The organism is Rhizobiaceae bacterium, from assembly GCA_023953845.1.
GTDB lineage: Bacteria > Pseudomonadota > Alphaproteobacteria > Rhizobiales > Rhizobiaceae > Arvimicrobium.
This window is the reverse complement of sequence record JAMLJC010000001.1, coordinates 3912788-3938527: the sequence shown is the minus strand read 5'-3', so window position 1 is coordinate 3938527 and position 25740 is coordinate 3912788. Positions and strand designations below refer to the sequence as shown.

At 64.0% G+C, this 25740-nt stretch carries 25 protein-coding genes and 1 pseudogene; 21 read left to right on the top strand and 5 right to left on the bottom strand.

Annotation, left to right across the window (positions count from 1 at the left end; genetic code table 11):
* Positions 1–1141 precede the first annotated feature (1141 nt).
* Positions 1142–1375 (top strand): hypothetical protein, encoded by a 234-nt coding sequence (locus M9955_19420; protein MCO5083813.1) that lies wholly within the window; start codon positions 1142–1144, stop codon positions 1373–1375.
* Between the two features lie 103 nt (positions 1376–1478).
* Here the strand turns inward: M9955_19420 and M9955_19415 are convergent, their stop codons facing one another.
* Positions 1479–3083, bottom strand: coding sequence for an FAD-dependent oxidoreductase (locus tag M9955_19415; GenBank protein ID MCO5083812.1), 1605 nt, complete (start codon positions 3081–3083; stop codon positions 1479–1481).
* A gap of 144 nt (positions 3084–3227) precedes the next feature.
* Between M9955_19415 and M9955_19410 the strand changes: the two genes are divergently transcribed.
* From M9955_19410 to M9955_19360, 11 genes are all read left to right on the top strand, one after another.
* Positions 3228–3758: a cupin domain-containing protein gene (locus M9955_19410; GenBank protein MCO5083811.1), complete on the top strand. Its 531-nt coding sequence runs from the start codon at positions 3228–3230 to the stop codon at positions 3756–3758.
* 3 nt (positions 3759–3761) lie between these two features.
* A complete protein-coding gene (locus M9955_19405) occupies positions 3762–4550 on the top strand; it encodes a DUF108 domain-containing protein (GenBank protein ID MCO5083810.1) in 789 nt (262 codons plus the stop codon).
* Entirely contained in the window at positions 4550–5353 is an 804-nt protein-coding gene (locus M9955_19400; protein ID MCO5083809.1) for an alpha/beta hydrolase, read from the top strand. Before M9955_19405 ends, M9955_19400 begins: the two co-directional genes overlap by 1 nt.
* Positions 5343–7085 carry a cobalamin-dependent protein gene (locus M9955_19395; protein MCO5083808.1) on the top strand — a complete coding sequence of 581 codons (1743 nt, stop codon included), beginning with the start codon at positions 5343–5345 and terminating at the stop codon, positions 7083–7085. The genes M9955_19400 and M9955_19395 overlap by 11 nt, the downstream gene beginning before the upstream one ends.
* Before the next feature lie 243 nt (positions 7086–7328).
* Positions 7329–8300 (top strand): thiamine pyrophosphate-dependent dehydrogenase E1 component subunit alpha, encoded by a 972-nt coding sequence (locus M9955_19390; GenBank protein ID MCO5083807.1) that lies wholly within the window; start codon positions 7329–7331, stop codon positions 8298–8300.
* Position 8301: 1 nt separating this feature from the next.
* Complete coding sequence (locus M9955_19385; protein MCO5083806.1) at positions 8302–9276, top strand: alpha-ketoacid dehydrogenase subunit beta; 975 nt, start codon at positions 8302–8304, stop codon at positions 9274–9276.
* 14 nt (positions 9277–9290) lie between these two features.
* Positions 9291–10592, top strand: a complete 1302-nt coding sequence (locus tag M9955_19380; protein ID MCO5083805.1) for an alpha/beta fold hydrolase — start codon at positions 9291–9293, stop codon at positions 10590–10592.
* A 57-nt stretch (positions 10593–10649) separates the two neighbouring features.
* A complete protein-coding gene (locus M9955_19375) occupies positions 10650–10973 on the top strand; it encodes an NIPSNAP family protein (GenBank protein ID MCO5083804.1) in 324 nt (107 codons plus the stop codon).
* Between the two features lie 2 nt (positions 10974–10975).
* Positions 10976–11833, top strand: a complete 858-nt coding sequence (locus M9955_19370; GenBank protein MCO5083803.1) for a hypothetical protein — start codon at positions 10976–10978, stop codon at positions 11831–11833.
* Positions 11834–11845: 12 nt separating this feature from the next.
* Positions 11846–12766 (top strand): 3-hydroxyacyl-CoA dehydrogenase NAD-binding domain-containing protein, encoded by a 921-nt coding sequence (locus tag M9955_19365; GenBank protein ID MCO5083802.1) that lies wholly within the window; start codon positions 11846–11848, stop codon positions 12764–12766.
* Positions 12767–12789: 23 nt separating this feature from the next.
* Complete coding sequence (locus M9955_19360; GenBank protein MCO5083801.1) at positions 12790–13539, top strand: SDR family oxidoreductase; 750 nt, start codon at positions 12790–12792, stop codon at positions 13537–13539.
* A gap of 16 nt (positions 13540–13555) precedes the next feature.
* On the opposite strand, the gene M9955_19355 is transcribed toward M9955_19360, so the two are convergent.
* On the bottom strand, positions 13556–14308 hold the full coding sequence (locus M9955_19355) for an NAD(P)-binding domain-containing protein (GenBank protein MCO5083800.1): 753 nt from the start codon (positions 14306–14308) through the stop codon (positions 13556–13558).
* 99 nt (positions 14309–14407) lie between these two features.
* Here M9955_19355 and M9955_19350 point away from each other — a divergent pair, with 99 nt between their 5' ends.
* The 7 genes and pseudogenes from M9955_19350 to M9955_19320 all read left to right on the top strand — a co-directional run bounded on the left by M9955_19350 (position 14408) and on the right by M9955_19320 (position 21334).
* Complete coding sequence (locus M9955_19350) at positions 14408–15253, top strand: GntR family transcriptional regulator (protein MCO5083799.1); 846 nt, start codon at positions 14408–14410, stop codon at positions 15251–15253.
* A 91-nt stretch (positions 15254–15344) separates the two neighbouring features.
* Positions 15345–16454, top strand: coding sequence for a branched-chain amino acid ABC transporter substrate-binding protein (locus M9955_19345; protein ID MCO5083798.1), 1110 nt, complete (start codon positions 15345–15347; stop codon positions 16452–16454).
* A gap of 149 nt (positions 16455–16603) precedes the next feature.
* Complete coding sequence (locus M9955_19340) at positions 16604–17554, top strand: branched-chain amino acid ABC transporter permease (GenBank protein ID MCO5083797.1); 951 nt, start codon at positions 16604–16606, stop codon at positions 17552–17554.
* Positions 17554–18549: a branched-chain amino acid ABC transporter permease gene (locus M9955_19335; GenBank protein ID MCO5083796.1), complete on the top strand. Its 996-nt coding sequence runs from the start codon at positions 17554–17556 to the stop codon at positions 18547–18549. The genes M9955_19340 and M9955_19335 overlap by 1 nt, the downstream gene beginning before the upstream one ends.
* Positions 18546–19376 (top strand): ABC transporter ATP-binding protein, encoded by an 831-nt coding sequence (locus M9955_19330; protein MCO5083795.1) that lies wholly within the window; start codon positions 18546–18548, stop codon positions 19374–19376. The genes M9955_19335 and M9955_19330 overlap by 4 nt, the downstream gene beginning before the upstream one ends.
* Complete coding sequence (locus tag M9955_19325; GenBank protein ID MCO5083794.1) at positions 19300–20049, top strand: ABC transporter ATP-binding protein; 750 nt, start codon at positions 19300–19302, stop codon at positions 20047–20049. The genes M9955_19330 and M9955_19325 overlap by 77 nt, the downstream gene beginning before the upstream one ends.
* Before the next feature lie 79 nt (positions 20050–20128).
* Positions 20129–21334, top strand: a pseudogene (locus M9955_19320) (FAD-binding oxidoreductase).
* 9 nt (positions 21335–21343) lie between these two features.
* Here the strand turns inward: M9955_19320 and M9955_19315 are convergent.
* The 3 genes from M9955_19315 to M9955_19305 form a co-directional block, all read right to left on the bottom strand.
* Positions 21344–22057, bottom strand: a complete 714-nt coding sequence (locus M9955_19315) for a GntR family transcriptional regulator (GenBank protein ID MCO5083793.1) — start codon at positions 22055–22057, stop codon at positions 21344–21346.
* 165 nt (positions 22058–22222) lie between these two features.
* Entirely contained in the window at positions 22223–23101 is an 879-nt protein-coding gene (locus M9955_19310; protein ID MCO5083792.1) for an MBL fold metallo-hydrolase, read from the bottom strand.
* Between the two features lie 352 nt (positions 23102–23453).
* A complete protein-coding gene (locus M9955_19305; protein MCO5083791.1) occupies positions 23454–23714 on the bottom strand; it encodes a hypothetical protein in 261 nt (86 codons plus the stop codon).
* A gap of 874 nt (positions 23715–24588) precedes the next feature.
* Between M9955_19305 and M9955_19300 the strand changes: the two genes are divergently transcribed.
* On the top strand, positions 24589–25083 hold the full coding sequence (locus M9955_19300) for a YaiI/YqxD family protein (GenBank protein MCO5083790.1): 495 nt from the start codon (positions 24589–24591) through the stop codon (positions 25081–25083).
* On the top strand, positions 25080–25736 hold the full coding sequence (locus M9955_19295) for a DUF1345 domain-containing protein (GenBank protein ID MCO5083789.1): 657 nt from the start codon (positions 25080–25082) through the stop codon (positions 25734–25736). The genes M9955_19300 and M9955_19295 overlap by 4 nt, the downstream gene beginning before the upstream one ends.
* Positions 25737–25740: the final 4 nt, after the last annotated feature.

Below are 25740 nucleotides of genomic sequence, written 5' to 3'. Positions count from 1 at the left end.
ACGGGTTCGCCTCCTGATTCTTCCGATCTGAGCCGGATACACCTTCTTCCACGCCCCGGCATACTTGAAGCGTATATGCCGAGTGCTAACCCTCTGTTCCTGATAACGTTTTTTCCTCACCCCTTCATATTATTGCGGTGCGACGAGCGGGTGCTCGTGATTGGATAGATAATTCAGTTAGTTAAGAGTTCGGCCCGGTCGCAAGATCGGGCCGAATTCGTTTGGAGTAGAGATCTCGAAGGCTATATCGTCTTGCTGAACTGCCTGAGCCGTTCGTCAAAGTCGGCCGTTGCAGCCATTATAGCGGCCATGCGCGCAACAAGCTTTGCGCATTCCTCACGGAGGGTTGCAGCCGCACCGAACGCGACCGGCTCTTCATGGAAACCCCGCGCGGGCGACTTTCCCAGCAAGCCTTGCAGTACCCGAAAGTAATCAAGAGGAACCCTGCTTCTCCCGCATTCGTATTTGCTGATCTGTTGAGGAGTAACATTCACAATGACAGAGAGCTGCGTCTGTGTAAGTTTAAGACTTTTACGCATCGCACGCACTTCTCTAGCCATATCCAAGTCTATATATCTACGCTTGCCACGGTTCGTCACGATATAAACCCCAAGATGTACTTGGATTACAACACGACTACAGCGTGCATTCCAGCCCGCTTTAGTTGAATATTTCTACAGATAATTCACGAAATGCAACCTTTAGTTGATTTCACGATGTGCTCTGGTTCGAAATATCGTGAAGCAGAACCGCACCAACAGAATGCGAAACGCCGCTCATCCCAGTCTCGCCACTGCCGCTCGTTTCGATTGAATACGCCGAACTCCTTACTCCCTCAGGCCGCTGAAACGTCCCGGCACCGGAATACTGTCAGAAACCCATGCGATCCGGGTAGCGCTTCGAAGGGTGCGCGGCGACCGCGGGTTCGCCACCAATCGAACCTCGACAAATGATCGAAGCGTAGCTGCTGGCCCCTTCTGGCGGATGATAAACTGCAATCCGGAAGCCAATCTGCGAGGCTTGCGCTATATTAGGGGATCAATCGCCCCGCTCATTCGCCTCCACCATTATCAGTCCCTCCGCTTCCGACTCCACCCCGATCCGTGCTACCCGCCCTCCAAACAACCAGTGGAGTACATTCGTGAGCGAAACGACCGTGGCGGAGGCGACCGACAGCATTTATGCGTCGCTCCAAGCGGACAATGCCGATCTCGACGCGCATATCGCCACCCTCAAGGCAGCGATGAAGCGCGAGGGCGTGAAGGAGGCCGTATTCGATCCGGCCAAACTGGCGCAGGGCAATCGCGGAGGCCGGAAGCTGATGCAGGCGTATTTTCGCCAGCGTGGCGTGACGGTCAAATTCGCCGCCTCATAAGACCGCCTGCCCGCACTCTCCGAAACGGCGGGTAAAACGAACGGCGATGTTGCCGCACATCGTTGTTGATCACCCAAGTCGCGCGCCGACCGTCGCTCGGGGATCAGCGGTTCTGACGCAGGATGGTTTCAGCGGCGATGTAGCCCCAGGTCATGTTGGGTCCAAGCGTCGTCCCGGCGCCGACGGCGCGGGTTCCGAACGGGTTCGCCATGGCCAGGCCGGCGGCATAGAGACCGGCGATCACGGAGCCGTCCTCTCGCAGGACCTGACCCTTCTCATTGGTGCGCGCACCGCCCTTGGTGCCGAGGATCGAGCGGTTGAGGCTCATGCCGATATAGGGCGGCTTGTCGATCGGCTTCAGGCGGTTTTCCGGGCCATGCGCCTTATAGTCTTCCCAGCCGCTTTCGCCCCGGCGAAAATCCTCGTCCCGGCCGGTCGTGCAGAAGCTGTTCCAGCGGTCGATCGTTTCCTGCAGGCTCGCGGCCGGCAGATCGAGCATCGCCGCGAGTTCAGCGACGGTGCCGGCCTTCTTGACCCATTTCGGCTCGTATGAGGCATACCAGCGGAAAGGCAGCGAGGTGCCGAGGAAACGGTGGTCGCCGACGAGATAACACGGAAGGTGGATCGAGGCGCCGTCCGGTCCTCTCTTGTCGAGCGCCTCGCCGATATTGAAGTCGTTCTCGCTTACGAAGCGCTTGCCATGCCGGTTGACCACGATCGCATGCGGCTCGGCCTGAAAGGTCATCGGCAAGCCATGCGGACGGCCCTGATAGCGCGTGGGCAGGCAGGGATAGACATTCGCCTGATCCATCAGATCGAGTTGCGCCCCGACCGACGCCGCAAGCTTCTGGCCGTCGCCTTCATTGCTGCGCGGACTTCCGATGCGGTCGAGCGGACCGGGGAAATGACGCTCGCGCATCTCCGGGTCCCACTCGAACCCGCCGGAAGCGATGACGACGCCCCTGGCCGCCGCGATCGTCTGCCTGCGCCCCTGCCGCTCGACCTCCGCGCCTGTGATCCGATCCTGTTCGTCCCGCACGAGCCGGATCGCGCGCGTCTCCGGCCAGAAAGCAACTCCGGCATCGAGGCAGCCGCGAATGAGGCCGGCCATCAGCGCGGTGCCCTGCCCTCCCGAATTCGTCAGCCAGCGGTACAGCAGCTTCGGCCACATCTTCAGCCCGGCGCGAATCGGGTGGTGATAGAGATCGAGGTCCACGACTTCCTGATAGGTGAAACTGTGCGGCAAGGTGGATCGCCGCAGACGCCGCGCAAACGGACCAAGGATGCGGCGGCTGAGCGGCATCGGCGAGACCATGCGACCCACGACCTTGCCGCCGGGCGCCTCGGAAAAGGGGTCGGGCTCGTTGACGAGGCGGAATTCCAGCGGCGTGTTGTCCGAGAGGAATTTCAGCATGTCCGGCGCGCTCTCGACGAACGACACCCAGCGCGCATCCTCCTTTTCGAGCCACCCGTCGGGCGCGATCGCGCGCAGATAGGTGATGGCGTCCTCGCGAGTGTCGCTGATGCCATCTGCGGCCGCGAGATGATTGGCCGGAATCCAGACGCCGGAACCCGACATGGCCGACGTGCCGCCAAGCCATTCGCTCTTTTCGATCACCAGGACCCTGAGCCCGCCTCGCGCGGTTCGCAACGCCGCGGAACAGGCGGCCGAACCCGAGCCGATGACCAGAACATCACAGGCTTCCATCTTCATCCTCAACTGCCTTTTGACGCACTATAAAAGCGTGTCATCCAATCTGTCTACTCTTGTGTCGACACTTTTACCGCGCTACGTTTCGATCGGCGCTAAGCCTCGAACGGCCCCGCGGCCATCAAGATATGGACAAGGATGATGGATAAGACCACGCTCTCTCCACCCACCGGCGTGCATATTTCCGGACCGGAAACGCGGGAGAGTTATTGGCAGCCGGTTCCCGCGAACGGTTATATCGATGTCGCCTTGGCGCCGCACATCGTCAGCATGGAAAATCCGTTCGGCATGGGCATACAGTCGGTCGCGCCGGGGGGCTATGTCAGGGAACACACACACGACCGCAACGAAGAGGCCGTCTATGTCATCGAGGGCCACGGACGCGCGGTCGTGGACGGCAAGGAGTACCCGATCGGGCCGGACAGCGCGATCTTCCTGCCGAGGAATGTCCGGCACATGTTCATCAATGACGGAGAGACGCGGCTGCGTTGGGTGTGGCTGATCGTACCCAACGGGCTGGAGGATTTCTTCCGGCTTATTGGCAAGCCACGTAAGACAGGCGACAGGGTGCCATCGAATTTTCCACGGCCCGAGAATGTGCTGGAAATCGAACGCCAGACCGTTTTCGGCGCCGATCTGCAGGACAAGTTCGACCCGACGAAGGACGGCTGATCGATGGCGCCCGGCGGACGCGCGACTGTCGGCCTGATCGGTTTTGGCGCGCTTGCGCGTCAGCTCGTCGCCTCCATGCCCGGAGATCTGCGCTGGACGGCGCTCGTGCGCGGAGGTGAAACGCGCCCGGCGCCATCCAATGTCGACTTCGCGATGGACCTTCGGGGTCTTCTCGATGCCCGCCCGGATGCGATCGTCGAGGTCGCGGGACAGGCAGCGGTGTCGGCCCATGTTCCGGCCGTTCTGGAGGCCGGCATACCGGTCATCGTCGCGTCGGTGGGTGCTCTGGCGGACCCCGCCCTGCGTTCTGCGCTTCTGAAGACCGGCGCGGCCCCGGTGGCTAAACTCATCCTCCCCTCCGGTGCCGTAGGCGGCCTGGACTACCTTGCCGCTATCGCCAACCTGCCGGACAGCCGCGTCCGCTACACCTCGCGCAAGCCTCTTTCTGCCTTCGCGGAAGAAATCGCGGAGCGCGGCCTTGGCGGCAAGGCGGGCGAGATCGTGTTGTTCGATGGTTCGGCGGAAGAGGCTGCGAGGCGCTATCCAAAAAACCTCAACGTCGCTATGTCGATCGCGCTGGCGGCCCATCCGGCGCCCCTCGCGGTGCGGGTGGTCGCCGATCCCGCCGCGCCCGGCAACACGCACGAGATCGACGTCACGAGTTCGGCCGGCGCCGCATCCCTGCGCTTCGCGAATGCGCCGCTGGCGGACAATCCGAAGACGTCCGCGATAACGGGGCTCAGCATCGCCGCGCAGCTTCGGAAACTGCTGGCGGACATGGGGAAGATGTGATGCCAGCGTTCACGGCTTCCGATGGATGCAACATCCACTATGACACTTTCGGTTCGGACGGTCCGCGCATTCTGCTGATACCGGGGCTCGGCGGCGACGGGCGGTTCTACGCAGAGGTCGTCAAGGCGTTGGAGCCCTCACACCGGTTGATCGTCATGGATCATCGCGGCGCCGGGCGCAGCGACCGGCCAGAGGGGCCGCAATCCATCGAGACGATCGCCGGCGACGCCGCCGCCCTGCTCGCGGCGACCGGTGGCGCGGCGCATCTCGTCGGACATTCTACCGGCGGCGCGATCGTCCAGGTCATGGCGCTGGATCATCCCGAGACCGCTTTGAGCTGCACGATCAGCGGTTCCTGGGCGCGCGCCGACATGCGCTTCCGCACCCTGTTCAGCGCGCGCGCCGAATTGCTGGAGGCAGGTCTGGTCGAGACCTACCAGCGCCTCACCCATATATTCGCCTACGAGCCGGCTTATCTCGATGTCCATGCCGACCGGCTCGATGCCATCGTCGCCACGGCACGCGACGTGCTGGCGCCCGTCGGTGTCGCTGCCGCCCGGCTGCGCATGCTGCTTCGCCACGACCGCCTCGATTCACTGGCCGCAATCCGCGTACCGACGCAGGTGATCGCGGCCGGGGACGACATTCTCATTCCGCCATACCTGACGAAAGACGTTGCGGACGCGATTCCGAACGCGCAGTTTCACATTGTTCCGGGCGCGCATTTCCACCCGATGACCCGCCCCGAACCCTTCGCCAACCTGGTCCGCCAGTTCATCGCCGGAGTGTACGATGCTCGCTGAACCCAAATCACCCGAACTGATCAGTCCCCGCCTGCGCCCCGGCGCCGATCTTCTGGCGGAAGGTCGCGCCATGGCGCGCGAATGGCGGGTGGGCGGCAGCCCGTTCATGACGCAATACGGGGTGAGATGCGAAGCCGAGTGGAAACGCAAGGCGTCCGCCGAGAAGCGGATCATGCAGCACGCCCATATCGGCTTTCGGGACGTGAACCGCACGATCGAGGGAATCCGCACCGTGCATGGCACCTGCGCCGACGCCGGCATCACGGTCGACCGGTTCGGCATCACGCTGGACTGGTCGATGGGCTATCCGGAAGCCATGCGGGCCAATGCCTCGCGCGGCACCGGCATCGTTCTGACCGGGCCGGAAGATTTCGCCCGCATCACGCATGCGGCTCCCGCCGCCGCGCATTTCGGGGATTTCATGCTGGGCCTTCCCGGCGCCGTCGAGAACACCCGGGCGGCGATAGCCGCTGGCGCCACCTCTGTCGGCAATCTCGGCCAGTATTTCACCTTCCGCCTGCCCTATTGGGACGACGAAATCGCCACCACCGAAGCCACGGTCACGGCGCTCGGGCTGATCGCCGCTCAGGACGTTGAGATTCTGGTGCATTCAAACCTCGACGACGGTTTCGCCGGCCTTTTCATCGACATGGCCTGCGCGCTTGGCATGGTGATCGTGGAAAAGCACATTGTCGAAGACATGATCGGCGCCCGGGTCGGGCATTGCTACGGCCACCATTTCAGCGATCCGCTGTCGCGCAGCGCTTTCCACGCAGCGCTGGTGCGGGTCAACGACACGCCCGGCACGATGATCTTCGGCAACACCGTCGCCTATCAATCGACCCCGGCCGGCAACTACGCGAGCCTCGCCAGCTATCTGACCGCGGATATCCTGTCGCTCGGCCGCTGGCCTGCGGGCCATGCGATCAATCCGGTGCCGGTGACGGAGAACCAGCGCATCCCGGATATCGACGAGATCATCGACGCGCAGACCTTCGCGCACCGCCTGAAGCTTCACGCCCCCTACTACGACTCCATCTTCGACTGGAGCAAGGTGGAGGCGCTGGCCGACATCCTCGTCGAGGGAGGGCAGCGTTTTGCGAAGGCGGTGCTGGAAGGGCTGGCGGAGCGAGGAGTCGATACGACCGACCCTGCCGCGCTGCTACTCGCGATCCGCCGCATGGGACCCAAGCGCATGGAGGCGCTGTTCGGACCGGGCGCCGAGACTCCTCGCGGCCGCCAGCCGCTGATTCATGCGGAATGGGCGCGCGAGCTGAACGAGAAGGCCGAGCATTGGGTGGGCGCGCAGAGCCCGCTCGCCGCGCCGCGCCGCCTCACGGTCTGCGTCGGCACCACCGACGTTCACGAGCACGGCAAATATCTGATCGAGCAGGCGCTGGAAGGGCTCGGCGTGACGATCTCCGATGCCGGCGTGGCGGTCGATCCGGAGACGCTCGTGGCTCATGCGGCCCAAGCGGGAGCGGATGTCATCGCGATCAGCACGTACAACGGCGTCGCCCTGTCCTATGTCAAGGCTGTCCAGTCCGCGATGAGGGCGCAGGGCGTCGCCCTTCCGGTGCTCGTCGGCGGACGGCTCAACGAAATCCCCAAGGATAGCAATTCCGGCCTCCCGGTGGATGTGACAAGCGATATCGCCGCACTTGGCTGTCATCCCTGCGCCGACCTTGACCAGATGCTGGCGGCGTTGCGCAAAGACGCGCTGGCCGCGTGAACCGAATGTCGCCCGTCATGTGGCCGATCTTCATCGCTCGCCGGAACCGCGCTGCTTGCGAAGGAGGAGCAGCCGCCAGTCGGCCACAGGATCGCCTGCCCTCCACGCGCGAACCCGCGCGTACAACTCATTCTGAACCGGCACTTCAATGAACACCCATGATTGTCGTTCGTGTCGCGCGGAAACGCTTGAAAAGTGTCGACACTTTTGTATTAAGATACATGGTGCATTTTGGAGGCGCTGGTGAGAAATACGCCCTCGACCGAGGAACACCTTGAAATCTACCGCAGAATGCTGCTGGTCAGGCATCTCGAAGAGGGTCTTGGCGCGCTTCACAAGGAAGGCCGCACACGCGGGCCGATCCACCGTTGCGATGGGCAGGAAGCAGTGGGGGTCGCCTCCACGGCGGTCTTGGAGGCGGAAGACAAGGTCGCCACGACCCATCGCGGACATGCCGTCTATATCGGCAAGGGCATGACGATGCGGCCGGTCATCGCCGAGATCTTCGGACGCGCGACCGGCGCCTGCGGCGGACGCGCTGGGCATATGCTGATCGCCGATACGGACAAGGGCGTCATTGGCGGCAACGCCATCGTCGGCGCGGGCATCCCGGCTGCGACCGGCATGGCCCTCTCCATGCAGGTTCTCGGACAGAAGAACGTCGCCATGTGCGTGTTCGGCGACGGCGCCGCGCAGACCGGCATCTGCCACGAGGCGATGAACATGGCGGGCCTCTGGAAGCTGCCGGTGGTGTTCGTGCTGGAGCACAACCAGTTTGGCCTGACCGTCCCTACTGAAGTCCAGTCACCGGTGCCCGATCTTTCCATCCGTGCGGCCGGCTACGGCATTCCATCCGAGATCGTCGACGGCAACGACGCCGTGGCCGTGTACCGGGCCGTCGGGGCGATGGTTGACCGGGCGCGGCGCGGCGAAGGTCCGGGCATGGTGGAATGCAAGACCTATCGCCTCGAAGGATTCTCCACATCCGACATGGGCGGCTACCAGAAGCCCGAGGACATAGCGGCATGGCGGGCGCGCGATCCGCTCGTCGTCTCCCGAAATGCGCTCATCGACGCGGTCGGCGAGGCTCGTCTTGCAGAAGTCGAGCGTGACGCAAAGGCGGAAGTCGACGAGGCGTTTGCGCTGGCTCTCGCCGATCCCATGCCCGTTTTCGCCATAGACGAGCCCAGCAATCCCTACAGCGAGTTCCACTGACATGGCTCTGATGCGATATGCGGAAGCGCTCAACGCCGCGCTCAGGGAGGAAATGCTGGCCGATCCGTCCGTGTTCGTCTTCGGCGAGGACATCGGCCGCTATGGCGGCGTCTTCAAGGTGACGAAGGGGCTGATGGAGGAATTCGGCGAGACGCGGGTCCGTGACACGCCTATCTCCGAACAGGCGCTCACCGCCATGGCCGTGAGCGCGGCGATGACCGGCACGCGCCCCGTCCTCGAGATCATGTATGCGGACTTCATCCCGCTGACGCTGGATGCGCTCGTCAACCAGGCCTCGATCTACAATTACATCTGGAACGGCGGGGTGAGGATGCCTTTCGTTCTGCGCACGCAGGGCGGCGGCGGCGCTGGCGCCGGCGCGCAGCACTCGAAGACCCTCGATTCCATGCTCGCCCATATTCCGGGCATCAAGGTCGTCGCGCCGTCCACGCCGGCGGACGCGAAGGGTATGCTGAAGGCGGCCATCCGCGACGACCAGCCGGTCATCTTCCTCGAGCACAAGCTGCTGTACAATCAACGCGGCGAGGTGCCCGAAGGCGATGTCGTCGTGCCGCTCGGCAAGGCGAGGACCGTGCGCGAGGGGACCGACATCTCGATCTTCGCGACGTCGAAGATGGTGCTGGAGGCGACAAAGGCGGCTGAGTTGCTGGCAGCCGATGGCGTCTCCGCCGAGGTGATCGACCTGCGGTCGCTGCGCCCGCTCGACGTGGGCGCCATCGTGGAGTCGATCGCCAGGACGCATCACGCCGTGGTCGTCAACGAGGGATGGCGCTTCTGCGGCTATGCCGCCGAGCTTTCCGCGACCATCATGGATCATGCGTTCGACGAACTGGATGCGCCGGTCGCGCGCGTCACGCTGCCGGACATGCCCATTCCCTATTCCGAACCGCTGGAAACGGCCATGCTGCCGAACGGCGAGAAAATCCGTGCCGCCGCGCTCGCGACGCTGAAGTGACGGAGGCGGCGGCCATGGCGACCCATCCGATCACGATCGAAAGCGCCGGCGGCGAATATATGGAGTCGGTGCTGATCCTTGCCTGGGCGGCCAGACCCGGGGACAGGGTGAAGACCGGCGATCTGCTCGTCACGGTGGAAACCGCAAAGGCGGCTACGGAAATCGAAGCGGACCGCGACGGCTGGCTCGCCGAAATACTTTTTCCGGAGGGAACGGAAGCGCCGGTGGGAGCCGTCCTCGGCACGCTGTCCGATACCCGGACGGACGTCGCGGGCGAAGCGGCCCACGCAGCAGCGGCCGTCGCTGACGAGAATGCCGGCGCATCGCAGGCCGGCGCGGTCTCATCCGGCAACGCCAGCGGCAGCCAAGCCCAACGGGTGGTGGCAAGCCCCCTTGCCCGCCGCATTGCGCGCGCCGAAGGGCTCGATCTATCCGGCGTTCACGGAACCGGCCCCCGCGGCCGCATCAAGCAGCGGGACGTCAAGGCCGCGCTCGCCGATCGCGCCAGAACGGCGTCCCGGCCTGTTCAGGAGACGCGGGGCGCGCATCCCGCCGCCTCCGTTTCACCGGCGCGCCAATCCCGTCAGGCGGACCCGGTGGTGCTGCTGCATGGCTTCGCGGCAGATCGCACGGCGTGGCGGCAGGTCCTGCCGCTTTTGCCTGCCGACATGGAGACGGTCGCTCTCGACCTGCCGGGCCATGGCTCCGAAGCCGCCTCCCCTGCTGCCAGCATCGAGGATTTGGCTCTGGCTCTCTCCGACCGGCTCGACGCGCTCGGCATCGCACGCGCCCATCTCGTCGGCCATTCGTTGGGCGGTGCGGCCGCGCTCCAGCTTGCAGCGATCGGCCGGGTCGCCGTGCGCTCGATGACGCTGTTTGCTCCGGGCGGCCTCGGTCCCGACATCCATGGCGGCTTCATCGCCGGCCTGACCGGTTCCGCCAACGCGGAAGCGCTGGATCAGTGGCTTGGCTTCATGGTGGCAAACCGCTCCGCTCTGCCGGACGGGTACGCGGCGGCGGCGTATCGACAACTTCGGCGCGCGGGCAACGCCGCGACGCTCAGGCTCATGGCCGACAGCCTGTTCCCCGGTGGCACGCAGGGCTTCAACCTCGGCGAGGCGCTCGCGGCGCTCAACGTCCCGACCCGGCTCGTCTGGGGCCGCGCGGATCGCGTCGCATCCTTGAGCCACGCGGCGATGGCGCCGGGCTTCGTGGCCGTGCACATGCTCGACGGCGTCGGTCACGTGCCGCAACTGGAAGTGCCCGCGCTCGCCGCCCGGCTGATCGCGGAAACCGTGAGAAGCGCGGGACCGTGATCGCATTCGTGGCGGGCTGGTGCCGTATTCCCGAAGCGTGAAAGACAGGAGCAAGACATGATCTTCGATCACCGCACCTATACCGCCCGCCCCAATATGCTGCCGCATTTCCTCAAGCTCTACGAGGAGGTCGGCCTGCCGATGCAGCGCCATTATCTCGGTGAGCCGTTCGGCTTCTTCCAGACCCATATCGGCGACCTTTCCCGCACGGTGCATCTCTGGAAATACGAGAGCCTTGCCGACCGCGAGGCACGGCGCGATCGCATGGAAGCCGATCCCGAATGGCAGGGCTATCGACGCAAGGTCATCGAGACGGACTATCTGCTGGACATGCGCAACCAGATCCTCAAACCCGTCTCCTTCTTCAATCCGGAAAAATAAGAATGCATCTCACCCTTTCGGCCGAAGGCCAGACATGGCCTATCCGGCTCTCCGGCAAGGCGGAGCGCACGCAGCGCGCGCTCCTGTCCGCGCTGCCTATGGCGCTCCAGTTGCACACGCCGAAGATCGCGGGCAGCCACATCTACTGGCATGCGCCGTTCGTGGAGGATGTCGAGGGCGCAACGCATGTCCTCGCAGCCAAGGCCGGTGCATTCATCTACTGGCCCGTCCGGCAGTTCCTAGAGATCACCTTTGCGCCGCTGCAGGCGGAGAATGCCGAGATCACGGTTCTCGGCCAGCTCGAGGCGCCGGTGGAAGGCATTGCCGCTCTTGCCGCCACGCTGAAGCGCGATACCGGTCGCCGCACATTGACCGGAGAGCTCGCCGTCGTCGATGCCGGGACGCCGGCGCATGCTCCGTCCTCGCCCCTGCCCGCTCCCCTCGTCGAAGCACGCAAGGCGTTGTGGGAGAAATGCCCCGACGACATCACGCGCCTGACGGTCTCGCGCGCCATCATGCATCCCGCCGGCCCGGTCTTCGTGGCCGAATCCGAGGCCCGGGTCCTCCACGAATTGCTGTGGTGGCTTCGTGCCGCGCGTGCGCAGCGCGACGAGACGGTGCTGCGCCAGACCGCGGCTATCGTTCTGGACAAGACGGCCACCCGCCTGCGGGACTTCTGCCATATGGAGGACACCTCCGCCGTTCTGTTCCGCTTCTCGGCGGCGATGGAGGATCCATCCCTGGGCTTCGACCCTCTGATCGACGAGGCGATTCTCGTCGCCGGACGCATCGGCGCCTGGCTGGATCTGCTCATTCCGTGGAACGACCTCAACGAGGCTTTTCGCCAGGCTTTGGACTGAAGGAGAAATCCAGTGGGCAAGCTCCTGATCGGGATCGTCGGCTTCGGGGTGATCGGACAGCGCTGGGCGGCCGCCTTCTCGCATGCCGGACATGACGTGCGGGCCTACGATCCGAGCGGACGCGATGCGGCCTTCAGGGAAACGCTGCCTCAACTGATGGCCGATCTCGATGCACTCGCCGGCCCTTCCGCCGCTCCCGGAGCGATCGAGCTCTTCCCGACCATGGCGGAAGCGCTTTCCGGCGTCGGCTTCGTGCAGGAAAGCGGCCCGGAGGACATCGCCGTCAAGCGCCGGCTGCTCGCCGAGATCGAGTCGCATGTGAGCGACCGAACCGTCATCGCCTCCTCGTCATCCGCGCTGATCGTTTCCGAGATGCAGACGGAATGCCGGTTCCCCGGGCGGATCGTGCTCGGCCATCCTTTCAACCCGGCCCATATCATGCCGCTGGTCGAGATCGTCGGCGGCAAGGCGACCGACCCGCAGGCGCTGGCGACGGCGCGTGAGGTCTACGAAGCCATCGGCAAGAAGCCCGTGATACTCAATCGCGAGATCACCGGGCATCTTGCCCTTCGCCTGATGGGCGCGATGTGGCGCGAGGCGATCGCCCTCGTCCGCGACGGGGTTGCATCGGTGGAGGATGTCGACCGCGCGTTCATGTATGGCCCTGGCCCGAAATGGGCCTTGCAAGGGTCCTTCATCTCCAACCAGCTGAACGCAGCCGGCATGGAGGATTTTCTTCGCAAGTACGGGCCGACCTATCAGGCGATCTGGGACACGCTGCTCGACGCGCGCCTCGACGCGCCGACCATCCATGCAGTGACCGCCTCCACGGCGGAAGCCGTCGCGGGCCGCACGCAGGACAGCCTGCGCGAGGCGCGCGAGGCCGGTCTGGTTGAAATATTGCGGACCGTCAATCGTCACGGAGCGTATTGACCCGCCGACAAGGGACCTGCCCGATGCAATACCGAACTGCGCTCGTTACAGGGGCCTCTAAGGGCATCGGCGCCGCCATCGCCGAAGCGCTCGTCAATGAAGGGCTGACGGTATACGCCCTCGCGCGGGACAAGGCCGTGCTTGAGAGCGTGGCCGACAGGCTCGGCCCCCGCCTGCTGCCGCTTCCAGCCGACGTGCGAGACCATGCGGCGATCGCCGGCAAGCTCGCCGGGCAGGAAATCGACGTGCTGGTCAACAATGCCGGCGGCCTTGCTTCCGTAAAGCCGCTGCACGAGCAGACGGCCGAGGAAACCGCGGAAGTCGTCGCGCTCAACCTGACGGCGCCGCTTCAGCTCATCCGCGCCTTTCTGCCTGGCATGGTGGCACGCAGGCGCGGCCATATCTTCAACCTGACCAGCACCACAGCAGGCGCGGTCTTTCCCGCCACCACGACTTATGCCGCGGCCAAAGCCGGCCTTTCGCAAGCCGGGCGTGTCCTGCGCTACGATCTTGCGGGCACTGGCGTAAGGCTCACCGAGATCGCGCCCGGACGCGTGGAGACGGAATTCTATCTCAAGGCGTTCGACGGCAACCGCGACGCGTTGCGGGAGCGGATGTACGCGCACCAGCGGCCGCTGCGGCCCGTAGATATTGCGGCCGTGCTCGTGGCGGCCCTGAATCTCCCCGAACACGTCGATGTCGCGGAACTGATCCTTTCGCCCACCGAGCAGGCTGCCGGCGGCCATACCTACCCGGCTGCGCCGGAGCGGTGACGTGCGGTCGGCGACATCAACCCCGGGCCGTGAGGCGCTGGTGGACAGCCTCGCACGCCGCCTGCCAGGCTTCCGGTTGCCTCCCCTTCGCGAGTACGTCGAGACCGAGTTCCGTAATGCCCCCCGGCGTGACGAGATCCGCGAGCAGGCGCTCCATCGGCTCCGGCTTCTCCGCCATCAAGCGTCCGGCCGCGACGAAGGTCAGCGCCACGAGTTGGCGCATGGTGGCCGCCCCGGCGCCCTCGCCGGCGGACCAGTCGGCCGTCCGCCTGATGAGATCCTGCGCCCAGCCATAGACGGCGGCGCTGACCGTCGCCACCTCGAACTCCGCCTCGCTGGCAAGCGGGATGGCGAAGCCGAAGCCGCCGATGACGGCCGCAGCCTCCGCTATATCCGGGAAGTAGGGCGTGGGGCTCGCCCCGATCTCCGCCGCCGTCAGCGGCATTGCCCTGACGGCGCGCGCCGGCGCAACGTCGAGGTCGGCGAGCGGCACGCCGGCGCAGACCGAGATCACGATCTGGCGATCCCGCCATGGAAGACCCGCAACCGCGGCGGGAGCGTCCGCAGGGCGCACGGCGAGGATCAGCACGTCCGCCGCCTCGACCAGGGCCTCGTTGTCGGCCGCGAGCCGCAGGCCGTGCCTTTCGGCGAGCGAGGCCGCCTTGCCGCGCGGCGAAAGCACGATATCCGCCGGCGCCGTTCCCGAACGCAGAAGTCCGTGGATGATGCTCTCGGCCAGATGCCCGACGCCCAGAATTCCAAGTTTCACCCGCGAGGCTCCCTACATATGGCCAAACGCCAGAGTCGTTTGATGTTTGTACCCTCGTAGACTTCAATGAGAAGAGTGCATATTGGGCTCTCGACAAACATGTCGCAGAACCGCTCCAGAGGCAGCATGACCGAACGATCCGAAACAGCGGACAACGCTGACAGCCTTCCATCTGCCGACGTCGAGATCAGGCGGGCCGCCGACAGCAGCGAGCGGGCGTACAACACCATCCGCAAGCTTCTCGTGGAATTCAAGCTGAAGCCCGAGGAACGCATCAACGAGTTGCAGCTCTCCCGCAAGCTCGGAATCTCCCGCACGCCGATTCGCGAGGCGTTAAACCGGCTTGCCTCGGAAGGGTTCGTGTCGCTGACGCCGAATAGAGGCTTCTTCGTGCGCAGCCTCTCCACCGAGGGGCTTCTCGATCTCTACGAGCTTCGCTCGGTGATAGAATGCGCTGCCTTCAAGCTCATGTGCAAACGCGCCGACGACCAGCAGCTCGCCCGGCTGAGCGCTTATTGGGAAGCGATCGTCGACGGCTACCGGGACCAGCCCGCCGATACGATACTGGCCCAGGACGAAGGATTTCATCTTCTGATTGCCGAGCTTTCCGGCAATTCGGAACTGGTCAATCAGCTCCTGGCGATCAATGCGCGCATCCGCTTCATTCGCCGGATTCAGATCGAGCACCGCACCCATAATCTGTTCCAGATCGATTCTCATTCGGCGATCGTCGAGGCCGCCAGGAGACGGGACGCGGAAAAGGGAAGCGAACTTCTGCGCGAGCACATCGAGATGACCGTTTCTGCCACGCAACAGGCGCTCAAGGATGCGTTGCTGAAAGTGTTCGCTCCGAGCCGCGACCCGGCAAGTCGCCGCAATGCTGTATTCGACAGGCAGGGTGCCGGCGGCAAGCGAATTGAACGCAAAAGTGTCGACACTTCTTGACGCAGCTTCGATAGTCTGCTTCGATGGCCTGACGGGCAGGAGACCTGACGGCCGACCCTGTCCGACGCTTGATCAAACACAGGGGAAACACATGAAGTTCGTCGCCTCGCTCTGTCTCGGCGCATCGCTGCTCGCCACGCCTGCACTGGCCGAAGAAATCACCATTGGAATCGCAGGGCCGATTTCCGGTCCCCAGGCGTACTTTGGCACGACCTGGCACAAGGGCTTCATGCTGTACTGGGACAAGTTGAACGCCGAGGGCGGCGCCAATGGCGTGACCGTCAAGTACAACCAGCAGGACGACAAGGCTGACCCGCGTGAAGGCACTCTCGTCGCCCAGAAGTTCTGCGACGACGAATCCGTCGTCATCGGTCTCGTGAACTTCAATTCCGGCGTCGCCCAGTCGACCCTTCCGATCTACGAGGATTGCTCGCTGCCGACCATGACCTTCGGCTCCAATCCTTCGCTGACCCAGCAAGGATACAAGTTCATGGTGCGCCCCGTGGCGAACGACCTCGCCGGAGCCCTTCTGCCTGCAGAATACGCGCTGAAGGAGCTCGGCGCGAAAACCGCCGTGATCGTCAACGACAAGCAGGTCTTCGGTCAGGGCATTTCCGAGATTTTCGGCAAGAACTTCACCGAGGGCGGCGGCCAGGTGCTGGACACGCTGTCGGTCGCGCCGACCGACGTCGACTTCACCGCGGTCCTTGCCCAGATCAAGACCAAGTCGCCGGACGTGATCTACCTCGGCGCGGTGATGCCGCAGCTTTCGCTGTTCGCGAAGCAGCTGCACGAGCAGGGCGTCAAGGCGACGCTGCTCGTTCCGGACGGCGGCTACACGCCGGACTTTATCAACCAGGCCGGCGAGGCGAACGTCCAGGGTTCGCTCGTGGCCATTCAGGTCCCTCCGATGGATGCTTCGCCGGACATCGCCGAGTTCGCCAAGCTCTACAAGGAAAAGTTCGGTGAGGAAGCCGGCCCCTACTCGATCTACGGTTATGTCCAGGGCCAGATCCTGGAAGAGGTCCTGAAGACGACGAAGGGTTACAGCCGCGAGGAGATCAACGACGCGCTGCATGCGGTCAAGGTGAAGACCGCGGTGGGCGAGCTGGAATTCGACGAGACCGGCGAGCTCAAGGTCGCGCCGTCCTATCTCTACAAGGTCGAAGGCAAGAACTTCGTCCTGATCGGGCAGAAATAAGCTCTGGAGCCGGTCGGCGACCTGTCGCCGGCCGGCATCCGTCGGCACGCATTTGCGTGACCACTTATTGCACTTGCCGTCGCCTGTCGGCCGTGCACTCCTACTTCCCATGATCTGCGAGCCGTGACCCGGATCAAAGGATAGGTCCTATGCTTGGAACCTTCATTCAACAGACGGTCAATGCACTGACGATCGGCTCGATATACGCGCTGATCGCTCTCGGCTACACCATGGTCTATGGCGTGCTGCGCATGATAAATTTCGCCCATGGCGAGATGTTCATGCTCGGCGCCTATGCCGCCTTCCTCGTCCTCGCGGTGCTTGTCGGCGACATCGGAACGGCCGGCGCGCTGGCGTTCACGCTGACTTTCTTCATCGCCGTGATCGCCATCGGCTTCGTCGGCGTCGGGATCGAGCGGCTGGCCTACAAGCCGCTGCGCTCGTCCACGCGTCTGGCGCCCATGCTTTCCTCGCTGGGCGTTTCGCTTTCGCTGGTCACGGGCGTGCAGATACTGGCCGGACCGCAGCCCGTGGCCTTTCCCAACTTCTTCCCGGCCACGCGCTACAATGTCTTCGGCGGAACGGTCACCTCGGTGCAGATTGGCATCCTGGTCGCCGCCTTCGTGCTCATGTTCGCGCTCTATACCCTCGTCAACCGCAGCAAGATCGGCATCATCGTGCGTGCGGTGTCGGAAAGCCGGCCCACCGCCCAGCTGCTCGGCATCAACGTCAATCTGGCGATCTCGATGGTGTTCTTCTCCGGTCCGCTGCTCGGCGCCGCCGGCGGCATCCTCTATGCGAGCTACTACGGCATCATGACGCCGACAATGGGCGCCGTCATCGGGCTCAAGGCGTTCACCGCCGCCATCCTCGGCGGCATCGGCTCGATCCCCGGCGCGATGCTCGGCGCCTACATCCTCGCATTCGTCGAGGTCGCCGCGACCGCTTTTCTTCCCGCCCTTTCCGGCGGCGTGATAGGCACCGAATATCGCGATGTGTTCGCGTTCGCCATCCTCATCCTCGTGCTTCTCGTCAGGCCTGCCGGCATTCTCGGCGAGCCGGTCTCCGAGGAGAGCATGGTCTACAAGAGGGAGTTCTGATGTCGGCCGTCGAGACGATAGCCAGGGCGACGCCGCGCGGCGGACGGCTTCTACCGTTTCTCTGCGTCGCCGTCGCGATCGCGCTGCTGATCGCCACGCCCTTCCTGCCGAACTACTATATTCGCGTCGTCAACGGCCTGCTGATCTACATTCTCCTCGGCATCGGCCTCAATATCGTCATCGGCTATGCCGGATTGCTCGATCTCGGCTTCGTCGCCTTCTACGCCGTCGGGGCCTACACATACGGCCTGCTGGCCAGTCCGCAGCTCGACCTTCACCTGCCTTTCCTGCTGATCGTCGTGATCGCGGCGCTGGCGGGCATGATCACCGGCATCCTCCTCGGCATACCAGTGCTGAAACTGCGCGGTGATTACCTTGCGATCGTGACGCTCGGCTTCGGCGAGATCATCCGCATCGTCATCAACAACATGGATTGGCTGACCGGCGGACCGCAGGGCATAGCCCGGCTCGACAAGGCGTCGATCGCCGGCATCGAATTCGCGCGTCCGGTGGAGATCTACTGGCTGCTTCTGGTGGTGGTGGTGCTGGCGGCTGTGATCGTCTGGCGCCTGGAGCATTCCATCCTGGGCAAGGCATGGGCCGCGATCCGCGAGGACCAGGACGCGGCGCGCGGCATCGGTATCAACACCACCCGCGCGAAGCTCGCAGCCTTCGCGACTTCGGCCACGATCGGCTCGATCGCCGGCGTCATCTTCGCGGCGTCCCAGCGCTTCGTGAGTCCCGAAAGCTTCACGTTGCAGGAATCCGTGCTGATCGTCCTGATGATCGTGATCGGCGGCATCGGCAACATTCTGGGCATAGTCGCCGGAGCGGCCATCCTCATCCTGCTCCCGGAAGTGCTGCGCGAGTTCGCCGAATGGCGCATCCTGTTCCTCGGGCTTCTGATGATCGTGCTGATCATCATCCGCCCGGGGGGGCTCGTGACCCGCAACTTCGGCCCCGGTGAACTCTTCCGGAGGCTGCTGGGCAAATGACGCTCGTCTTCCAGAACCTGCGCAAGCAATACGGAGCCAATGTCGCCATCGACGACGTGTCGGTCGAGTTCAGACCGGGCCTCATCTACGGCGTCATCGGTCCGAACGGCGCGGGAAAGTCGACGCTGATCAACATGACCGCCGGTTCGTACACCGTCTCGGCCGGCTCGATCCTCCTCGACGACCAGCGCCTGAGCGGTCTGAAGAAATACGAGATCGCGAACTCCGGCGTCGCGCGCACCTATCAGAACATCCGCCTCTTCGACCAGATGACGGCGCTCGAGAATCTGGAGGTCTGCTACTATCCGACAGACGCGGGCAATACCTGGAAGGAGGTCGTCTGGCCGCCCTACAGCAAGGCCCGCAAGGCCCAGCGCCGCGAAGCCTGCATGGAGATCCTGCGCTTCTTCAACCTGCAGGGCTATGCCGATTCGGAAGCGGGCAGTCTGCCCTACGGCCGCCAGCGGATGCTGGAGATTGCCCGGGCGCTGGTGATGAAGCCGCGCGTCCTGCTGCTTGACGAACCCGCGGCCGGCCTCAATCATCACGAAACGGCCGAGCTCACCGCAAAACTCACCGAATTGCGCTCACCCGAACGCGTAATGATCGTCGTCGAACACGATATGGACCTCGTGATGACGCTCTGCGACCGCATCGTCGTCCTGCATCACGGGAAACTGCTCTTCCAAGGAACGCCGGCCGAGGTGCAGTCGAGCACCGATGTGCAACTTGCCTATCTGGGGACCGCCAATGACACCGATGAAATCCGGGCCGCTGCTGAAGCTCGACGGTCTCAGCTCGGGATACGGACACGTCAGCGTTCTTGAGAATATCGACCTTGAGGTTGATCCTCAGGAGATCGTCGTCATCCTGGGACCGAACGGCGCCGGCAAGACCACGCTCCTGAACTCCGTTTCGGGAGTCGCGCGTCCGACCGCCGGCAACATCTATTTCGAGGGGCGCGACATAACCGGCGCACGTCCCGAGCAGGTCGTGCGGATGGGGTTGACCCACTGCCCCGAGGGCAGGCAGATCTTTCAGCGCCTGACGGTCGAGGAAAATCTGGTGGCGGCCCATATCGGCAGGGCCGGCAAGAGCTTCGAAGCTCTACGCACCGAGGTTTTCGACCTGTTTCCCGTGCTCAAGGAACGCCGCAACGGCATGGCGAGCCGGATGTCGGGCGGACAGCAGCAGATGCTTGCCATCGGACGCGCGCTGATGGCCGAGCCGAAGCTTCTGATGCTCGACGAACCCTCCCTCGGACTGGCGCCGAAGGTGGTGCATCAGATTTTCCGCATCATCCTCGACCTTTCGACCAGCGGCATATCCATCCTTCTGGTCGAGCAGAACGTCCAGCTGGCGCTGGAATGCGGCGATTACGCCTACCTTCTCAATACCGGCCGCATACGCCTCCATGGACTGGCGCAGCAGATGGCCGAGCATTCGGCGCTGAGCGATCACTATCTCGGCGGCCCGACCGAGGAAACGCTGCATGTTTGAAGTCGACTGGAAGACGCCGCATCTTTGGCGCAAGACGGTCGCTGCCCGCGCCACGGCGCCTGCCCTGCAAGGCGACCTGACTGCGGATGTGCTCGTCGTCGGCGGCGGCTTCACCGGGCTCGCCGCGGCCCTCGGCGCCCGCGACAGCGGCATGAACGTGATTCTCCTCGAAGGCAACGAGATCGGGTCGGCGGCATCCGGCCGCAACAACGGGCTCGTGATCTCCCACCATTCCAAGGCCTCGCCCTCGGAATTCGAGGCTGCGTACGGCAAGACGGTCGGCGAACGCTACAACCGCCTCGTCGCGGACGCAGCGGGGGTCGCCTTCGGCCTGATGCAGCGTTTCGGCATCGACGCGCATCAGGTTCAGGAAGGCTGGCTTCAACCCGCGCACACGGAAACCACACTGGCGCGCGCGCGAACGTTCTACGAGGAATGGAAGGCTTTCGGCGCAGCCGTTTCATGGCTCGACCGCGCCGGCGTGACCGACATCATCGGCAGCCCGTATCTTGGCGGCTGGAAAGTCCACAATTCCGGCCACATAAACCCCTTCGCCATGACGACCGGCCTTGCCGCCGCGCTGGAACGGGAAGGTGTGCGCGTATTCGAGAACTCGCGTGCGGCCGGGATCGAGCGAGCCGGAGACGAGTGGCGCGTCATGACCGCGAATGGCAGCGTGACCGCGCGGGAAGTGATTCTTGCCACAAACGCCCTGACCGGCGACATCTGGCCCGGTCTGAAGCGCACGCTGATCCCGATGAAGGTATTCCAGGCCGCGACCGATCCGCTGCCGGAACAGCTTCGCGCGAAGATCCTCGTGGGCAATCCCGCCGTGTCGGACATGCGCAACGACATGCGCTACTTCCACTACGATTGCGACAACCGCCTCGTCAGCGGCGGCACGCATACCTTCTGGTTCGACGAAGCGGATCGCGGCAACGCCAAGGTCTCGACCATGCTCGGAAAGGCCTTTTCGGCGTTCGGAGGCTCCGCGCCCCGGATAGCGGAATACTGGAGCGGGACCTTCGCGGTCGTCCCGGATCGCCGTCCGCGCCTCTACCGCCTCGCGCCCGGCCTGGTTTTCGGCGGCGTCTATTCGGGACGCGGCGTCGCGCTGGCAATGTCGCTCGGCCAGGAAATCGGCCGCTGGGCCGCCGGACGGCGCACCGACGCGCAGATGCCCCTTCCCGTCACGAACATGAAGCCGATACCGTTCCATCCCATTGCCGTGCAGGTCGCCAACCGGATTCATGGCTGGCACCGGCTCAAGGACGGCAAAGCCTGAGGCCGCCGGTCAGTTCGGACGACCGAAAAAGATCCGGGCCAATCCTTCCTTCGCCACTTCCACGGCATGGGCCGAGCTCAGCGTGATGTGGCGCTCCAGGAACTCGCCTCCCCTCTCGCCGTCCCTGCGCCGCAGGCAATCGATGATCGCCGCGTGCTCGTCATAGAGGCCGCTTCGCCGCCGGCTGCTTTCCAGATCGATGCGGCGGAAGAACCTGATGAGCGAATTGATGCCTTCCACCGCGTTGAGCATGGGTGCATTCTTCGACAGCCTCACGACCGCGGTGTGAAAGTCCTCGTCGGCTTCCGCCACTTTCTCCCAGTCGGCGGAGGAAGCCAGCTCGCTGTTGTCATCCCAGATGGCGATCACGTCTGCGATATCCGCATCCGTTCCGCGCTCGCATGCTAGCTTGAACGCAGCGCGCTCGATCGCTGCGCGCAATTCGTAAAGTTCCTGCACGCCTTCCGGCGTAATGTCCCGCGCATAGAATCCGCGATTCGGCACGAAGGTCATGAAGCCGTCGCGGACGAGCCTGTTCAGGGCCTCACGGACAGGAGTGCGGGAAACCCCGAGGCCAGCGGCGAGCTCAACCTCATTGATCCGCTCGCCGGGCTTGAAGCGATAATCGACCGCGAGATCCTTGATGGCCTCGTATACTTTCTCGACGCTGTCAGCAGCCCTTCCAGCCCCCTTTCGCGACGCCGTTGTCTTGTGCTTTCCCATAGGCTCTGGTCGACTTCCATCAATTCCATCATCCGCGTCGCGATAGTAGGCCCGCGGATTGCAGCTCACAATCCTCTTATGAATACACTCATGTAGACATATGGTCCGCATGTCGGATTGCCGCGCCCATCAGCCTGCGCCTGAGGCAGTCTCGTGCGGTGCCGGTCAGTCCCAGGCGGCCCTGAGCAGGTCAAGCGGGATCTTGAGATAGCGCCTGCCGTTCGCTTCGGGTTCGGGCAACCTCCCCCCGTTGGTGTTGACCTGCAGCGCGTGCAGGATCAGCTTCGGCATGGGAAGCGTCCTGTCGCGCGCCTCGCGCATGGCCACGAATTCGGCCTCGTTCCTGCACGTCGCCATATGGGTGTTCGTCGTCTTCTGCCCGGCGACGGTGGATTCCCACATCGGCGCGCGGCCGCCGGGCTGATAGTCGTGGCCTGTGAAGACGCGCGTTTCATCGGGCAGCGCGAGAATATCCTGGATCGACTTCCACAGCACCCTGGCGCTGCCGCCCGGGAAGTCGGCGCGCGCCGTGCCGGAGTCAGGCATGAACAGCGTGTCGTGGACGAAGGCGGCGTCGCCGACGACATAGGTTATCGAAGCGAGCGTGTGGCCGGGCGAGAGCATCACCCTGGCCGCGAGGCTGCCAATTTTGAATGTCTCGCCATCGGCGAACAGCCTGTCCCATTGCGAACCGTCGGCCGGGAAGTCGGGCCAGTTGTAAAAATCCTTCCAGAGTTTCTGGACCTCGGTCACCTTCTCGCCGATGGCCGTCGGCGCGCCGGTCCTTTCCTTGAGATAGGCGGCAGCCGAGAAATGGTCGGCATGGGGATGGGTGTCGAGTATCCATTCCACCGCATATCCCTTGTCGGCGATTGAGCGCAGTATCTCGTCGGCATGGATGGTCGCCGTGGCGCCGGATTTCTCGTCATAGTCGAGCACCGGGTCGATGACGGCACATTTGCCTGTCTCCGGATCTGCGACGACATACTGGATCGACGACGTGCGCGGATCGAAAAAGCCGGTGACTTCAGGCTTCGCGGGCATTGATCTGTCCTCTTGCCGCTTCGGATCGACCGCGACGATGAGCCGAGTATGATTGCAAATGGCGCGGTCGCTAATCCGAAATCATGACTGGCCCTACTCGGCCGGCACGGCTGGAGCAACCGTGCGGCATGCGCAAGCCCGTTATCTGGCGGAAGGGTTGAGCTTGCCGCCGATGGCTTGGATGGATTCGGCAAGGCGGCCTTGCGCCATCGGTCCTAACCCGATGTTTGGGGTCGACGGCGTACATGCCGCAAGGCGGCGGCCAGCGTCGAGCGGCAGGGCTAGTGGGGAGATAACATCGCCGCCGAAACCGACGGCCATCCCGATGGCTGCGCCCGTCCCTTGCGTCTGCTCAGCGTTTTACCAGCAGCAGTGCCAGCTTCACGGCCACCAGCGCCATCCACGATTTTGAACCCATGATATGGATGACCAATGCGGTGGCGAGGCACATGGCTGCGCCCACGGCGGCGATCAGCAGGCAGAAGCGCGGCTCGGCGCCCTGCGCCAGTGCGAGCAGATAGCAGCCGACGAACATGACTGGCGAAAAGATCAGCAGCAGCCGGACCACGCGCCAGCGCTTCTCCGGAATATCGAGCGGATGTGGTTCGGTCATGAAACGCCCCCGCCTGCCTGTCTCGTCCGGCCGCGACTAAACACGCGGACCTTCCGTCATGCGCCATCATCTCATGTCGCAGCAGGAAAAGACAGGCCGGCGGGGACTGCCTCTTTCGCCATCCTCGGCCCGAGGCCGTCCTCCCTTCGTCATCCTATGGCAAGCGCGGCGAAGCGAAGCGCGACCATAGGATCCATGCCTGAACGCTACGGACGGATGAGACGCCGGGCGAAAAGCGCGCTCCCTTCTCCCACAAGGGGAGAAGAAGAGACGTCGGCGGATGTCGCGTCGGACGCGGGGACAAATCCGCCGCCTTTCAAAACTTTCCTCCAGCAACATCAGACACTTCCACGAATCCTCCCCCCGATCTTCTCCCCGTTCGCCCATCCCGCGCCATAATCCCCTCGTCCTTCTCGCGGGAACGCCGGTCATGACGGTGATTGCGCGGAGATGGGCCGGCGCCGTTGGTCGCAGGGGAACGTGTCCCGCGGGTGGCGGCCGGATGTGCACGGAAAGGGTCTGCTTTGTCGCAGCCTGCGCCGTTCGGCAATGCGGCGGCGCGGACGGTCAACGGGTCAAGCCGTTGGTCAGGCCCTTCGGTTCCCGAAAGGGAGCCGAGACCTCCAGGCGACAGCCGCGTTGATCCGGAAGAATGCCGAACGGGCGATCCGAGGATCGCACATTGCTAACTTTACGAGCGGCCCGAGGATCGCCCGTTTTCCCGACACTTCAATGAGCCAGATGCGAAAGCAGGCGTGGCAACGATAACTGATGCACGCGGCCCGTAAGCTGGCGGCCCGGTCAACGTTCCGAATCCACCGACGCCTGATCGGCGAAGCATCGCCGGAGGCTCCAAACTGCGCTATCTGAGACCATGCAACCAGACGACGCACTCACGAATCGGCCTTCCATCTATGTCGATGCGGACGCCTGTCCGGTGAAGGACGAGGTCGTCAAGGTCGCGCAGCGACACGGGCTTGCGGTGACCTTCGTCTCGAACGGCGGATTGCGGCCGTCCCGCGATCCGATGATCCGCAACGTGGTCGTGTCGAAAGGAGCCGACGCCGCCGATGACTGGATCGCCGAAAACGCGGCGGCCAACGACATCGTGGTGACGGCGGATATACCTTTGGCCGCCCGCACCGTGGTGCTCGACGCTCATGTGCTCGGTCCTACCGGCCGACAGTTTACGCCGGAGACCATCGGCATGGCGCTGGCGATGCGCGATTTTCAGCAGCATCTTCGCGAGACCGGCGAGAGCAAGGGCTACAATGCCAGTTTCGCCGCCGCCGATCGCTCGCGGTTCCTGTCGGAGCTTGACCGTCTTTGCCGGCGCGCATTGAACGCGGCGAAGGAACGGCCGGCATGATCGGTTTCGTCAACCGACATACGAACTTCTTCCTCGCCGCCGCCGCAGGGCTTATCGGCCTGACCGTAGCTCTCGCGCTGTCCATCCCGTTGCCCGCCACCGTATCGGCCAATCTCTTCTTTCTCGTCTATTCGGGCCTCGTTCTCAGCCAGTTGCCGAAAATGACGCCCAAATATCTGCATACACATGCGCGCAACGCGGATCTGCCGGTGTTCCTGATTTTCGGCGTCACGCTGATGATCGTCGTGGTGGCGGTCGGCAGCCTGTTCGTGCTGATGAACGCCAGGCAGAGCCCCGACACGATGGAACTCGTCTTCGCGCTCGCGTCCATTCCGCTCGGCTGGTTCACCATCCAGGCCATGGCCGCCGTGCACTACGCCCATCGCTACTGGGTTCGCGACGACAGCGCCGCGGAAGTGGCAAAAGGCATGAAACCTGCCGGCGGCCTCGAATTTTCCGGCAAGGCGCTGCCGAACGGCCTGGATTTCCTCTACTTCGCGGCGACGATCGGCATGACGGCGCAGACCGCGGACACGGCCATCTCCTCCTCGGCGATGCGAGGCGAAGTGCTCGTCCACGGCATCGTTTCGTTCTTCTTCAACGCGATCATCGTGGCTGCCGCCGTGAATCTCGCCGTGACGCTCGGGAACTGAACCG